The 14,683-nt window shown below is 63.2% G+C and carries 13 protein-coding genes; 1 reads left to right on the top strand and 12 read right to left on the bottom strand.

Going from position 1 to position 14,683, the window contains the following annotated elements:
* Positions 1-2: 2 nt before the first annotated feature.
* Complete coding sequence (locus E2A64_RS01725) at positions 3-695, bottom strand: glutathione S-transferase family protein (RefSeq protein ID WP_133282721.1); 693 nt, start codon at positions 693-695, stop codon at positions 3-5.
* A 159-nt stretch (positions 696-854) separates the two neighbouring features.
* Here E2A64_RS01725 and E2A64_RS01720 point away from each other — a divergent pair, with 159 nt between their 5' ends.
* Positions 855-1,661 (top strand): undecaprenyl-diphosphate phosphatase, encoded by an 807-nt coding sequence (locus E2A64_RS01720; RefSeq protein ID WP_133282720.1) that lies wholly within the window; start codon positions 855-857, stop codon positions 1,659-1,661.
* A 4-nt stretch (positions 1,662-1,665) separates the two neighbouring features.
* On the opposite strand, the gene E2A64_RS01715 is transcribed toward E2A64_RS01720, so the two are convergent.
* The 11 genes from E2A64_RS01715 to E2A64_RS01665 all read right to left on the bottom strand — a co-directional run bounded on the left by E2A64_RS01715 (position 1,666) and on the right by E2A64_RS01665 (position 14,461).
* Positions 1,666-2,427, bottom strand: coding sequence for a sulfite exporter TauE/SafE family protein (locus E2A64_RS01715; RefSeq protein WP_133282719.1), 762 nt, complete (start codon positions 2,425-2,427; stop codon positions 1,666-1,668).
* 19 nt (positions 2,428-2,446) lie between these two features.
* Complete coding sequence (locus E2A64_RS01710; protein ID WP_133282718.1) at positions 2,447-3,427, bottom strand: complex I NDUFA9 subunit family protein; 981 nt, start codon at positions 3,425-3,427, stop codon at positions 2,447-2,449.
* 46 nt (positions 3,428-3,473) lie between these two features.
* Positions 3,474-3,764, bottom strand: a complete 291-nt coding sequence (locus E2A64_RS01705) for a DUF1330 domain-containing protein (RefSeq protein WP_133282717.1) — start codon at positions 3,762-3,764, stop codon at positions 3,474-3,476.
* 18 nt (positions 3,765-3,782) lie between these two features.
* Positions 3,783-4,508, bottom strand: a complete 726-nt coding sequence (gene pyrF / locus E2A64_RS01700) for an orotidine-5'-phosphate decarboxylase (protein WP_133282716.1) — start codon at positions 4,506-4,508, stop codon at positions 3,783-3,785.
* A 147-nt stretch (positions 4,509-4,655) separates the two neighbouring features.
* Positions 4,656-5,228 carry an NADPH-dependent FMN reductase gene (locus E2A64_RS01695; protein ID WP_158285659.1) on the bottom strand — a complete coding sequence of 191 codons (573 nt, stop codon included), beginning with the start codon at positions 5,226-5,228 and terminating at the stop codon, positions 4,656-4,658.
* A gap of 22 nt (positions 5,229-5,250) precedes the next feature.
* On the bottom strand, positions 5,251-5,850 hold the full coding sequence (gene pmtA / locus E2A64_RS01690; protein WP_244598110.1) for a phospholipid N-methyltransferase PmtA: 600 nt from the start codon (positions 5,848-5,850) through the stop codon (positions 5,251-5,253).
* A gap of 85 nt (positions 5,851-5,935) precedes the next feature.
* Positions 5,936-7,066 carry a molecular chaperone DnaJ gene (gene dnaJ / locus E2A64_RS01685; protein ID WP_133282713.1) on the bottom strand — a complete coding sequence of 377 codons (1,131 nt, stop codon included), beginning with the start codon at positions 7,064-7,066 and terminating at the stop codon, positions 5,936-5,938.
* A gap of 214 nt (positions 7,067-7,280) precedes the next feature.
* Positions 7,281-8,378, bottom strand: a complete 1,098-nt coding sequence (locus E2A64_RS01680; protein WP_133282712.1) for an acyltransferase family protein — start codon at positions 8,376-8,378, stop codon at positions 7,281-7,283.
* A 200-nt stretch (positions 8,379-8,578) separates the two neighbouring features.
* Positions 8,579-10,510, bottom strand: coding sequence for a molecular chaperone DnaK (dnaK, locus tag E2A64_RS01675; RefSeq protein ID WP_133282711.1), 1,932 nt, complete (start codon positions 10,508-10,510; stop codon positions 8,579-8,581).
* A gap of 261 nt (positions 10,511-10,771) precedes the next feature.
* Positions 10,772-12,958, bottom strand: a complete 2,187-nt coding sequence (locus tag E2A64_RS01670; RefSeq protein ID WP_133282710.1) for a transglycosylase domain-containing protein — start codon at positions 12,956-12,958, stop codon at positions 10,772-10,774.
* Between the two features lie 99 nt (positions 12,959-13,057).
* Entirely contained in the window at positions 13,058-14,461 is a 1,404-nt protein-coding gene (locus E2A64_RS01665; protein WP_133282709.1) for a M20/M25/M40 family metallo-hydrolase, read from the bottom strand.
* Positions 14,462-14,683: the final 222 nt, after the last annotated feature.

The following is a 14,683-nucleotide window of genomic DNA, read 5'->3' as shown; positions in this document are numbered from 1 at the left end:
GGCTAGAAGTCAAGATCCGCATAATGGGCGACGGGCGCCAGCGCGCGGACGCGATCGGCCAGCAGCGGACGGAAGGCGGGACGCGACTTGATGCGCTGGTACCATTCCTTGGCGTGCGGGTAGTTTGCCCATTCGATTTCGCCGAGATAATCGAGCACGGACACAGCCGACGCAGCCGCCAGGTCGGCATAGGTGAACTTGTCGCCGGCAAGCCAGGGCCGGGTACCGGCAAGCCAGGAAAGATACTTCATGTGCTGGCGGATATTGGCCCGCGCGGCACGCAGGATCTTCGAATCGGGCGAGCCGCCGCCCATGGTGATCGGCATCTGCGGCTTGAGCATCCGCTCGCGGACCAGCGGGGTGGTGACGTCATGGTCCATCTTGTCGAGGAACCAGGAGACAAGCCGGCGCGATTCGGCCCGCGCATAGGGCTGTTCCGGCATCAGGCGCTTGTCGCGCTTGAGCACGCCATGGGTCTCGTCGAGATATTCGGCAATCACCGTCGGCCCGCAAATCGCATAGGTGTTCTCGGTGACGAGGACCGGGGGCAGGCCGGCCGGATTGAGCCGCAGGAAGTCCGGGCGGCGCTCCCAGTAGAGCTCCTCGAGCATCTCGCAATCATAGCCTATCTCGCCGATTGCGAGACGAATGAAGCGGGATCCGGCGGAAACGGGATGGTGGTACAGAACGGGCATCTGCGATTGCTACTCAATGATTTGGGACATGACGATGGGCGGTCTGGTCACATCTCTGCGTTTAGAGCTATAGGGATTGGCCGGTGATGACAAGCGAATCACCATATACTCAAACATGTTCCCCCAGCACGGCGGAATTTTGTCGATCGGAGATGCCTCATGGCCGATGCGAGCCTCATTGAACCTGCCTTTCTCGGCTTCATCGAAGGTCTCACAGAGTTCATACCGGTCTCGTCCACGGCGCATCTGCTTCTCGCAGGCCATTTCCTCGGTTTCAAGTCTCCCGGCAACTCCTTCGAGGTGCTGATCCAGCTCGGCGCGATCCTGGCGATCCTGTCGGTCTATTTCGTCCGGCTCCTCAATATCGCCAAGGCTCTGCCCAGCGACCCGAAGGCGCGGAAGTTCGTCGGAGCCATTCTGCTCGCCTTTCTGCCCGCCGCCGTGATCGGTGCGCTGGCCCACGACTTCATCAAGTCGGTGCTGTTCGAAAGCCCGGCGCTGATCTGCATCGTACTGATCGTCGGCGGCGTGATCCTGATGGCGGTCGATCGCATGGCGCTGAAGCCGCGCTATACGGACGTGATGGAATATCCGCTGTGGCTGGCCCTCGCGATCGGTTTCTTCCAGTGCCTCGCCATGGTTCCCGGCACCTCGCGATCCGGCGCGACGATCGTCGGCGCGCTGCTTCTCGGCGCGGACAAGCGCTCGGCGGCGGAATTCTCGTTCTTCCTCGCCATGCCGACCATGGCCGGCGCATTCGCCTACGACCTCTACAAGAACTACCAGTATCTCGGTCAGGACGACATCACCGCCATCGTGATCGGCTTCATCGTCGCCTTCATTGCCGGCGTCTTCGTGGTGCGCGGGCTTCTCGACTTCGTGTCGCGCCACGGCTTCACGCCGTTTGCCTGGTGGCGCATCGCGGTCGGTACGGCAGGGCTGATCGGCCTCTGGCTGGTGGGCTGATCTCTCAGCCCAGCGAACGCCGGATCAGATCGAGCGCCAGCAGCGACAGGCCGATATTGAAGACGAGCCGAAAGCGCTCCTCGGACATCTTCACGAGCAGGTGACGTCCGGCCCAGGTGCCGGCGAAGCCGGTGGCCATCATGGCGATCAGAAGCGGCGCCCAGTCGGCAAAGGCGAAACCGGCAATCGCGAACACGACGATCTTGACCAGATGCTGGGCCGTCATGACCGAAGCCATCGTGGCAACCAGGGTCAGACGGTCGGCAAACGCCTTTGAGAGCACGACGGCGTTGAATGGCCCGGTCGCGCCGAAGACCATCGTCATCGCGGTGGTGATGAAGCCGGTGACCGCGAAGCCCTTGCCCGATATCCCCTCCATCTTCGGCAGCCGCACCCATGTCAGCACCAGAATGAAGACGCCGAGCAGTGTTTGCATCGCCGTTTCGGGCAGCACGCCGACGGCGAAACGGCCGAGAACGGCTCCCGGCACGGCACCGACGAGAAACGCAAGCAGGCACGCCCAGGCGATATGGGCGCGCATCAGGAAGGAGCGCCCCGCATTCGAGCCGAGCTGGACCACGCCGTGCACGGGTATGAGCGCGGTGATCGGCACGATGTAGGTCATCAGGCCGAGAAGCGCCAGGCCGCCGCCGACACCCGCGGAGGCCGTCAATGCCGATGTGAAGAAGCTCGCAAGCACAAGAATGCCTGCGCCGAAAGGGCCGACGCCGTCGGGGAGCAGTGCGATCAGCCCTGCCTCGATCATCCGGCGGCCCTGCCGGAGGTCAGGCGCTCTTGCCTGCCCTCGAATACTGGCCGTGCGGACGGTAACGCACGAGATAGGACGGCAGGATCGCTTCGATGGAGGTGGCGCGAATGTTCTGGCCCTTCAGCGTCCGGCCTTCGTCGACGGCATCCTTGGAGACCACATTGTCGGCCTTCAGGTTGATCACCTGATCGGCGGTAATCGGCGGATTTATGAAGGGGATCAGGCCGGCGACCGAACCGATGAACGACGCCAGGCCCCAGGGAAGCGTCACGAAGCCGCGCTGGCGATGGATGACGTCGAGCATTTCTTCGAGGCATTCGCGGAAAGTCAGCACTTCCGGACCGCCGAGTTCGTAGGTGGTGCCTGCGCTCAGGAGGCCGTCGACGCTGCGGGCGGCCATTTCGGCGACGTCGCCGACATAGACCGGCTGGAACCTGGTATGGCCGCCGCCGATGAGCGGCAGGACCGGCGAGAAGCGGGCCATCTCGGCGAAGCGATTGAAGAAATCATCCTCGGGGCCGAACACGACGGAAGGACGCAGGATCACGGCATCGGGCTTGATCTTGCGAATTGCGTTCTCGGCAAGACCCTTGGTGCGCGCATAGCCGGATTCGGACTCCGCATCCGCGCCGATGGCCGAGATGTGGGTGAGCGTCGCGCCGGCCGCCCGGGCAGCTTCGGCAATTGCCCGCGCACCGAAATCCTGCACGGCATCAAACGTGTTGCGGCCGCTCTCGGAAAGGATGCCGACGCAGTTGATCACATGGTCGGCGCCGGCCACGGCTGCATCGACGGAATCGCGATAACGCAGATTGGCCTGGACCGGCATGATCTGGCCGACATTGCCGAGCGGCTGGAGATGGAACGCCAGATCCGGACGCCGGGTCGCCACCCGGACGCGGTAGCCGCGCTTGGCCAGAGCCCGCACGATGTGGCGTCCGACAAAACCGGAGCCGCCGAAAATGGTCACCAGCTGGGGGAGTTGCATCGTTTCCATCTTGTCGCTTCCCTGAATGAAATCCGTTTGCCGGGGCAGAGGCCCCTTATTCGTAACCCTTGACGACGATCACCTCGCCTATGGCGATCTTCTGGCGAATGGCCCGGGCCTTCTGATAGGTGTCTGAATTATAGCACGCAAGGGCCGCCTCGTAGGTCGGAAACTCGATCACAACGTTGCGGCCGCGCGCCTTGCCCTCGACTTCCTCGAACTCGCCGCCACGGACGAGAAATTTCGCGCCGTATTCCTCGTAGGCCGGCGTCGCGGTCGCCACATACTGCTTGTAGGTCTCGGGGTCGGAAGTGTCCATCCGCGCGATCCAGTAACCCTTGGCCATGTCTCTTCTCCCTGCCGCTCAGGCGTTCATTTCAGTAACGATTGCGGTTGCGGCTGCAACCGGGTCGGCGGCTGCCGAAATCGGCCGGCCGACGACGAGATGGGTGGCACCGGCGGCAAGTGCGTCGGATGGCGTCATGACGCGCTTCTGGTCGCCCGCTGCGGCACCCGCGGGCCGGATGCCCGGAGTGACGATGTTCATGGCAGGGCCGATCACCTTGCGCACGGCGGCCGCCTCGTTGGCGGAGCAGACGATGCCGCCCATGCCGGCCGTTGCGGCCTGTTCGGCGCGGCGCAGCACAAGCGTGTAGGGGTCGTACTCGTATCCCGCATCAACGAGGTCGGCCTCGTCCATCGAGGTGAGCACCGTCACGCCGAGGAGGCAGAGCGACGAGCCTCGCGCGGCCTCGACGGCAGCGCGCATCGCCTTGGGATAGGCATGGAGGGTCAGCATGTCGACACCCATCGCACAGACGTTCTCGACGCCCTTTGCAACCGTATTGTCGATGTCGAGAAGTTTCATGTCGAGGAAGACGTGCTTGCCTTCCGCCTTGAGATCGCGGGCCAGTTCGAGGCCGCCGGCGAATGCGAGCTGGTAGCCGATCTTGTAGAAGGAGACAGAAGAGCCGAGCTTGGTGACGAGGTCTTGCGCTTGCGCGACATTAGGCAGGTCGAGGGCGACGATCAGCCGGTCATCCGCCTGTCCTGTCGCCGGCTGCAGCGATTGCGCGACACCGTCAGTCATCGAAACTCTCCTTCAGCCGTGCTGCCGCGCGGGCGCCCGGGCGCGCACGTCATATCCGCACAACCGGTTAGCCGCTTTGACGCGGCAAGTCGAGAGTTTGCATGGGGTTTTTCGCCGGTCCGGGAGGGAATTGCCGGACGCGGGCACTCATACCGGAAGCTGACGCGGTATCGCGCGCAGCAACATGTCCGTGACGGCACGGATCCGGATCGAAACCATGCCCTCCCCCTCGCCCGCGGCTTCGAGTTCGGCGGTGCGGAAGACGAATGTGCCGGGAATGTCGCGGACGCCTGCGGCCTCCAGAACCGTTCGCAAATGATCGCCGACCGCGGTCTGACCACCCGTCTTTCCGGTCAGTGTGGCCAGCACGACCGGTGGCCCGTTCCACGGCGCGCCCGGCACCAGCGATACCCAGTCGATCATGTTCTTGACGGCAGCCGGCAGCGAGGCATTCACCTCACCCGAGATCAGCAGCACGCCGTCATGCATGGCGAGATGCCGCGCGATCTTCCTCGCATTGTCGGGGAGAACCGAAGCATTCCCGCCGGGTCCGGATGCAAGCAGCGGCATCGGGTAATCCGCCAGCGCGATATGGGTCACGTCGGCATCTGCATTCGCAAGGGATCGCGAGACGATGCGCGCAAGGGTCGGGCCCGCGCCGGACGCCCCGCCCGCGGACAAGACCAGGATCTTCGGGCCGATATCCGCGAGAACGCTCAACACCGCACCGGTCGCTCGCCGGTCAGGTCAACGGCGCCCGGCGATAGGCCCAGAGCCTTGCCGGCGGGAGGTTGCGGAGAATGAAATCATGCGGGGTCGACGAGATGTGCGTGTCCCTGATGGCGACCGGAGAAACCGGGCCATAGGAAATCTGGATCACCGGGCGTCCCTTGGGCAGCCGGTTCAGCAGGCTGTCGATGAACGCGATCCGCTTCGCCATGGGAAAATTCAGCAGCGGCACGGCAGAGATGACGCAATCGAACTGCGTCTCGCCGTTATCGCCGAGCGTCGTATCGAGGTCGAAGGCATCACCCAGGCGAATATCGACGCCAGGATATTCATTGCGCAGATGCTCGTAGAAATCCTGCGAATATTCGATGGATGTCAGCTTTTCGGGCGGTATGCGCTCGAGGATGGCGCGGGTAATGGCGCCGGTACCGGGGCCGAGTTCGAGCACCCGAAGGCCGGAATCCGGATCGATGACGCTTGCCATGGAGCGGGCGGCGAATTGCGAGGTGGGCATGATCGCGCCAACGGCCTTCGGCCCGTCGAGCCATCCCCTGAAGAACTTCAATTCAGTGTCGAACTTGCGCACCAACCGGTCCGAAATGTTGTTCTTCAATGCTGTCTCCCTTCGCCGCATTTATCCAGTCTTGCACAGGCCGGCTCCGAATGCACCTGCCTGTCTTAACGACACCCGACGAACATCAATCCGTCAGCGTGTCGAAGAAACCCTTCATCCGAGAGAAGAAGCCGGCGGATTCCGGATTGTTCTCGTTGGAGGACAAAGCCTGGAACTCGGTCAGGAGTTCCCTCTGTCGTTTGGTCAGGTTCTGCGGCGTTTCGATGGCGATACGCACATAAAGATCACCGAACTGCGAGGAGCGGAGCAGCGGCATGCCCTTGCCGCGCAAGCGCATCTCCCGACCCTGCTGGGTGCCTTCGGGCACGGTGACGCGCGACTTGGTGCCATCCATCGTGGAAATTTCGAATTTGCCGCCCAGGGCCGCCGTCGTCATCGAGATCGGGACCGTGCAGAACAGATCCGCCCCTTCCCGCTGGAAGAAGGCGTGCGGCTTGACCGACAGGAAAATATAGAGATCGCCCGAGGGGCCACCGCGCAGTCCCGCCTCGCCCTCGCCGGCCAGACGGATGCGCGTGCCGTCCTCGATACCCGCGGGGATATTGACCGAGAGCGAGCGCTCCTCGACGACGCGGCCCTGGCCGGCGCATTTGGGGCACGGGTCGGAAATGGTCTGGCCGCGACCGTGGCAGGTCGGACAGGTCCGTTCGATCGAGAAGAAGCCCTGAGCCGCGCGGACCCGGCCGTTGCCGCCGCAGGTGGCGCATGTTGTGGGCTTGCTGCCGGGCCTGGCGCCCGAACCGGAGCACTCGTCGCAGGTGATCGAGGTGGGTACGCGGATCTGCGCCGTCTTGCCGGAGAAGGATTCCTCGAGCGAGATTTCCATGTTGTAGCGCAGGTCGGCGCCGCGTTCGCGGCCGCCGGAACGGCGGGAGCGCCCGCCACCCATCATCTCGCCGAAAATATCTTCGAAAATGTCGGAGAAGCCGCCCATGCCTCCGCCCATTCCGCCCGGACCGCCGCCACCCTGTTCGAAGGCGGCATGGCCGAAACGGTCATAGGCGGCGCGCTTCTGCGGATCCTTGAGGAACTCGTAGGCCTCGCCGATTTCCTTGAACTTGCGCTCGGCTTCCGCATCGCCGGGATTGCGATCGGGATGGTACTTCATGGCCAGTTTGCGGAACGCGGATTTCAGTTCCTTTTCGTCGGCGCTCCGGGATACTCCGAGCGTTTCGTAAAAGTCGGGCTTAGCCATATATCTCGTCGTTCTCTTGGTCGTTCCGTCGGCCGGATCAGTCGACGGGCGGTGCTTTTCGAATCCGGCCCGGTGTGGTGAATGTCTGTCGCTGTCCCGCCATCCCTGCGACATTATGCGCCGAATGCGCGGGCTGATGACCATTTAGTCATTCGCGGCCGGCAATTCCAGTGGGTAGGCAGGTTTGAAGGGGCTTGTCCGCCGGAAGATCGTCTCAGAGCCCGGGTGCGGCCGCCTTGCGCGGAGCCAGAAGCGCATCGAACAGGCGATCGATCCGCTTTCCCATCGGCCGTTCGAGGTACCGGGCGGAGACAAGCGACACGACGACGGCAGCCATCATGGGCAGCGGGATATAAAGCCAGAAGGCTACGATGTCACCGCCGCCGAGCAGACGTTTCCAGATCAGCGAATAGGCGAAAAGCTCGACGACCGGGTGCCACATATAGATACCGAACGACACGGCGGCGAACGGCATCAACGGCTCGAGCCAGCGCGTCCTGTCCGTGCCCGTGCGGTCGGCAAAGGCTGCAAAGGTGATGGCAACCGCGAAGAGCCCGAGGGTGAGGTAGATGTCGGCATCGGCGAACATCGCCCAGAAGACAAGCACGAGCGTGCCCCAGGCGATCGGCTGCGAGCCTGCCGGGGCACGAAACCGATGTACGATCGCGCACAGGATTGCGCCCATCACGAAATCGGCGCCTACGCGATAGGCGCCCCATGCCCTCGTCACATACCAGAAATCCTCGGTGATCTGGGCGTTGCGGTCCGACCATTCGAGGCCGATGATCGCCGCGAGAAGCACGGCCAGCAGTCCTGCGAGACCGGCGCGGCGGAAGACCAGAAGCAGCGCGGGAAACAGCAGATAGGCGAACCACTCGCCCGACAGCGACCAGGATACATAGTTGAAGGTCAGCTCGTCAGTAAAACCCCATGCCTGGACCAGCAGGAGATTGGCAGGCAGGGCCGACAGATCGTATCGCGTATGGGCGCCTTCCGAATGGAAGACGCCCAGATGGACCAGAACAGCGAAGGCGACGAAGATCGAGAGCGTGATGATGTGGAGCGGATACAGCCGCGCGAGACGCTTGCCAAGAAAGCGCAGACTGCCGCGGCCGCTGAGGTCCATGTCCCGATAATGTTCGAAAATGAGGAAGCCCGACATGATGAAAAACATGTCGAGGAGGGGCAGCATGTGCGCGAACCACGCCGTGACGACTTCGGCATTCACGGCGTAATGACTGAAATGATACGCCATCACGAGCATCGCCGCGAGGAGGCGCCATGCACCGAAGATCCGGTAATTCGTTTTCATGCCGGATGTCCCCAGCCAATCAACCTGTCTGCATGATACAGCCTCGGCGCGGGCCCGTAATCGCCGTTTGCAAGCACAGTTAACTGCCGCAGGGTGCCGCGCCTCTCAAATCTGATGCGGTCCGCATTAAGATTTGCCGAAAAAAGGGCCGGCATTTCTGCCGGCCCCCATGTGCAAAGATATAGGAATGCCTCGAATGATCAGGCCGACTTCTTCTCGTCGTCGTCCTTGACCTCTTCGTAATCGGCATCGACGACATTGTCGTCAGCCTGGCCGGCATCGCCGGAGGCTTCAGCGCCGCCTTCCGCGGCACCTTCCGCCTGGCTCTGCTCGTAGATCGCCTGGCCGAGCTTCATCGACGTTTCCATGAGCGTCTGAGTCTTGGCCTGGATATCCTCTGCAGACGGCTCGGAGGCTTCGGTGGCTTCCTTCAGCGCGGCGATCGCGGCCGTGATGGCGTTGCGATCTTCTTCGCCGACCTTGTCACCGTGTTCCGCAAGCGACTTCTCGGTCGAGTGAACGAGGCTTTCGGCCTGGTTCCTGGCTTCCACCACGGCGCGGCGCTCCTTGTCGGCCTCGGCGTTGGTTTCGGCGTCCTTGACCATCTGTTCGATGTCGGCGTCCGACAGGCCGCCCGAGGCCTGGATGCGGATCTGGTGCTCCTTGCCGGTGCCCTTGTCCTTGGCCGAGACGTTGACGATGCCGTTGGCGTCGATGTCGAAGGTCACTTCGATCTGCGGCACGCCGCGCGGTGCGGGCGGGATGCCGACGAGGTCGAACTGGCCGAGCATCTTGTTGTCGGCAGCCATCTCGCGTTCACCCTGGAAAACCCGGATGGTCACGGCATTCTGGTTGTCGTCAGCGGTCGAGAAGGTCTGGCTCTTCTTGGTCGGGATCGTCGTGTTGCGATCGATCAGACGGGTGAAGACACCGCCCAGCGTCTCGATGCCGAGCGACAGCGGAGTGACGTCGAGAAGCAGCACGTCCTTGACATCGCCCTGGAGAACGCCGGCCTGGATGGCGGCGCCGAGCGCGACCACTTCATCCGGGTTCACACCCTTGTGCGGGTCCTTGCCGAAGAATTCCTTCACGGTCTGCTGGACCTTGGGCATGCGGGTCATGCCGCCGACGAGAACGATTTCGTCGACTTCGCCCGGCTGGATGCCGGCATCCTTGAGGGCCGCCCTCATCGGGTCGATGGTGCGCTTGACGAGATCCTCGACAAGGCTTTCGAACTTCGAACGCGACAGCTTCATGGTCAGGTGCTTCGGACCCGAGGCGTCGGCGGTGATGAAGGGCAGGTTGATTTCGGTCTGCGAGGCCGACGACAGCTCGATCTTGGCCTTCTCGGCAGCTTCCTTGAGGCGCTGCAGAGCGAGCTTGTCGGACTTCAGGTCGATACCCTGTTCCTTCTTGAACTCGTTGGCGAGGTATTCGACGAGACGCATGTCGAAGTCCTCACCGCCGAGGAAGGTGTCCCCGTTGGTCGACTTCACCTCGAACACGCCGTCGCCGATTTCGAGAATCGAGACGTCGAAGGTGCCGCCGCCGAGGTCGTAGACGGCAATGGTCTTGCCTTCCGACTTGTCGAGACCGTAGGCGAGGGCTGCGGCGGTCGGCTCGTTGATGATGCGCAGGACTTCGAGACCGGCGATCTTGCCGGCGTCCTTGGTGGCCTGACGCTGGGCGTCGTTGAAATAGGCCGGAACGGTGATGACGGCCTTCTCGACCTTTTCGCCGAGATAGGCTTCGGCGGTTTCCTTCATCTTCTGAAGGACCATCGCGGAAATCTGCGAGGGCGAATATTTCTCCCCGTCGGCCTCGACCCAGGCGTCGCCATTGTCAGCGCGCACGATATTGTAGGGCACGAGATCCTTGTCCTTGGTCACGGCCTTGTCTTCGTAGCGACGGCCGATGAGACGCTTGACGGCGAAGAGGGTGCCTTCGGGGTTGGTGACAGCCTGGCGCTTGGCCGGCTGACCGACGAGGCGCTCGCCATCGTCGGAGAAGGCGACCATCGACGGGGTCGTGCGCGCGCCTTCCGCGTTTTCGATGACCTTGGCGTCCTTGCCGTCCATGACGGCGACGCAGGAATTGGTCGTTCCGAGGTCGATACCGATAACCTTAGCCATACATTTTCTCCTTCCAGCGAGCCGCCGGGACCCGGTTGAGGCGTTCCCGATTGCAGCCCCTATTGAGACATCATTGCTTCTGCCGGACAGACTGTTGCCGGCGTTCCGGTGCGCGGTACAGGCTCCTTGAAAAGCCGCACCGCAGCGATGCGGCGTATATAAGAAGGGGTCCGGCGGTGTGCAAGCGACGAAACCACGCTTTTTATGCAGCAAATACGGAGTTTTGGGTCCGCATTGCTCAGAAATGGCGTTCAGAGGGTGTCAGTTTCCAAGGATGAGGTCGAGAAGCGTGGTGCGCCTGTCGCCCCGCGGCTGACCGCCGCCGCCAATGGCAGCAGGCGGCACAGGCCCGCCCGCACTTGTCGAGCCTGTCTGTTCCGGCACCGGAGGGGGCGGGAAGCCGCCCTCGAGATTGCCGGCGATCGCTTCACCGTCGGATCCGACGGTGACCGGCGGCAGCGGCGAATAATAAGGCAGCGGCGACGGTGCCAGCCCTTTATGCGCGGCCGCCATGAAGGCGTGCCAGGTTTCAGCCGGCAGCCCGCCACCGGTGACGTTCTTCATCGGGGTGCCGTCATCGTTGCCGAACCAGACGCCCGCGGCCAGATTGGCCGTGTATCCGACAAACAGCGCGTCGCGGTAGGACTGGGTGGTGCCGGTCTTGCCGGCGGCCTGCCAGCCATCGAGTTTCGCCCGCTTGCCGGTGCCGTTATCGATGACGCCGACGAGCATCTGGTTCATCATCTGGGCCACTTCGGGCCGGATGACGCGGGGCGGGTTCTCGTAGGTGTTTTCGAACAGCACCTTGCCGTCGAGCGTCGAGACGCGCTTGATCACATGCGGGGTGGCTTTCCATCCGCCGTTCATGAAGGGCGCATAGGCTGCCGTGAGTTCGGTAAGCGTGACTTCGGATGTCCCGAGGGCGATGGAGGCGTTGGCCTTCAGAGGCGATTCGATGCCGAGCCTGTGCGCCATCTTGACCACGTTCTGCGGGCCGACTTCCATCACCATCTGCGCCGCGATCGTGTTGAGCGACTTTTCGAGCGCGGTCGCGAGCGTGACCTCGCCACGATAGGTGTTGTCGTAATTCTCCGGCGTCCATTTGCCGATCTTCACCGGCGCATCGTTGCGCACCGACAAGGGCGTGCGGCCCTGCTCCATGGCGGCGGCATAGACGAATGGCTTGAAGGCCGAGCCGGGCTGGCGCTTGGCCAGGGCTGCCCGGTTGTACTGGCTATCGGCATAATTTCGGCCGCCGATCATGGCGCGAATCGCACCGGTGCCGTCGATGGCGACAAGGGCGCCTTCGCTGACGCCGGATTTCTTGCCCTTCTCGGCCAGCTCGTCGCGGATGGCCGTTTCCGCATCACGCTGCAGGCCGGGATCGATCGTGGTATCGACCACCAGATCCTGCTGTATCTCCCCGCCGACAAGATCCGGCAGTTTCTGCATGATGTAGTCGGCGACGTAGTTTTCCGACCCGGTCCAGTAGCTCTTGGCGCGGACGGTGGGAGCGGTCAGCGCGGTGGTGATTTCGGAATCCGTGACGAAGCCGGCATCGCGCATGGCGCCCAGCACCACCTGCGAACGCTCTTCCGCGGCTTCCGGATCGCGCGCCGGGGAAAGACGGGAGGGCGCCTTGAGGAGGCCGGCGAGAAGAGCGGCTTCCGACAGGGTCACATCCCGGGCCGACTTGTTGAAATAACGGCGGGAGGCTGCTTCCACGCCGTAGGCACCGGACCCGAAATAGACCCGGTTGAGATACATCGACAGGATCTGGTCCTTGGTGAACTTGTGCTCGAGCCAGAAGGCGAGCAGCACTTCCTGGACCTTTCGCTCGATGGTGCGATCGGGCGACAGGAAGAGGTTCTTGGCAAGCTGCTGGGTAATGGTCGAACCGCCCTGGATCGTGTGACCGGAGAGCAGGTTGGTGACGACCGCGCGCGTGAAGCCGATCGGATCGAAACCGAAATGATAGTAGAAGCGGCGATCCTCGATCGCCATGACGGCTTCGGGAATGTAGGGCGACATTTCCGACAGCGACACTGCTTCGCCGCCGGTGACGCCGCGATTGGCCATCAAGTCGCCGTTGACCGACACGATTCGCACATTCGGCGGCCGGTCGGGGATGGCCCAGGTCGAAGCACTCGGCATGCGCGCGGCGTAGTAGGCGACGATGCCGGTGACGCCGATCGCCACCCAGATGCCGAGCACGAAGGCCCAGTAGAAGCTCTTGCGGATGAAGCTGACCAGCCGCGAGCGCCCGCCGGTGTTGCGGCGCGCCTTCTTCTTCGACCTGCCGGCGGCCGGTTTGGTCGACTTGGCGCGTTTGCGCGGCTGACCGCCCGACGTGACCCGCTCATCGGAAACGGTTCGTCGTTTGGTTGCGCCGCGCTCCTCCTCGAAGGAAGGCTCGATGCGTTCGCCAGTCGTTTTCTTTCGCGCCATGAAGCCGGCCGCTCGTCCGTGATTAGGGTGTATGCGTGCGAAACACCCTAATCGGGCCGGTTTAAGGCACCGTTAAGGACAATTGACCGGCGACATGTCTCAGGCGGCAGCTTTTTTCGCAGCCAGCGCCGCCAGGATACGGATCCAGGAGCGGATACCGCGGTGGAACGAGGTCATGGAATATTTCTCATTCGGCGAATGGATCCGGTCGTCGGAAAGGCCGAAACCGATCAGCAACGAATCCATGCCGAGCATGTCCTGGAAATCGCCGACGACGGGGATCGATCCGCCCATGCCGATGAGCACGGCGGGCTTCGGCCATTCTTCCGAGAGAGCCTCTTTCGCGGTCGCCAGAAGAGGCGAATCATAGGGAAGCTGGATTGCAGGCGATGCGCCATGCGGCTGGAACTCGACGGAGCAATCCGACGGCACCTTCGATCTCGCATAGGCGCGGAAGCTCTCGCGAATGGCATCGGGATCCTGCTTGCCGACGAGGCGGAAGGAAACCTTGGCCGACGCCTTGGCGGCGATCACGGTCTTGAAGCCCGCCCCGGTGTAACCGCCGATCATTCCGTTGACTTCGGCGGTCGGACGCGCCCAGGTCTGTTCGAGGATCGAACGGCCCTTCTCGCCGGAGGGAACCGCCAGCCCGACTTCGCCGAGGAATTTTTCCGCAGTCTGGCCGAGACCTTCCCACATCTTCAGCACCTCGGCAGGCGTTTCCTCGACACCGTCATAGAAGCCATCGAGCGTCACCTTGCCGTTTTCGTCGTGGAGGCCGGCGAGAATGTCGCTCAGAATGTGCAGCGGGTTTGCGGCAGCGCCACCGAAATAGCCCGAATGGAGGTCGCGATCGGCAGCGGTGATGACGATTTCCTCGCCGACGCGGCCACGCAGGCCGGTGGAGATGGCGGGCGTCTCGCGGTCCCACATATTGGTATCGCAGACCAGCGCGCAATCCGCCTTCAACTCCTCGGCATGGGCCTCGAGGAATGGCTTGAGCGAAGGCGAACCGGATTCCTCCTCGCCCTCGAACAGGATGGTGACCCGGCATGGCAGTTTCTCGCCCGCGGCCCGGTAGGCGCGGCAGGCTTCGACGAATGTCATCAGCTGCCCCTTGTCGTCGGCGGACCCGCGACCGGTGATGTTGCCGGTCTGGTCGGCGCCGGTGACGATGGAGGGTTCGAAGGGCGGCGTGGTCCATTCTTCCAGCGGGTCGACAGGCTGAACGTCGTAGTGACCGTAAAAGAGCACGTGCGGCGCGTCTTCGCCGGCTTCCGTGGAGTGGGCGACGACCATCGGGTGGCCCGGCGTATCGCGCAGGCTGGCTTCGAAACCGAGCGAGTCGAGCTCCTCGACCAGCCACTGGGCAGCCTTGCGGCACTCGGCCTTGTAGGCCGGATCGGTGGAAATGGACGGAATACGCAGAAGTTCGAAAAGGCGTTCAAGGCTCGCTTCGAGGCCCTGGTCGGCCTGGGCGATGACGGCTGAATGGTCGGTCATGGAATACTCCCGGAAATAACTGCGGGAGACATAGGTGAAGCAAGCGCCGGCGGCAATGGCCGCTCGCCCGGATCGGCAATCCGACACGGCGCGCAAGATCGGAGCGGGCAAGCGATGCAAACGAATGTCGCGGGCAAAAGAATGCCGCCACAGCCGGAGGGGGCGGGCTGTGGCGGCGTATCAGCGGACCAAGGTCAAAGGGGGGCGGAGACCTTGGCCCGG

This window comes from Pseudohoeflea suaedae, assembly GCF_004354915.1.
GTDB lineage: Bacteria > Pseudomonadota > Alphaproteobacteria > Rhizobiales > Rhizobiaceae > Pseudohoeflea > Pseudohoeflea suaedae.
Note: the sequence above shows the minus strand (reverse complement) of the source record. Positions and strands in the feature narration are given on the sequence as shown.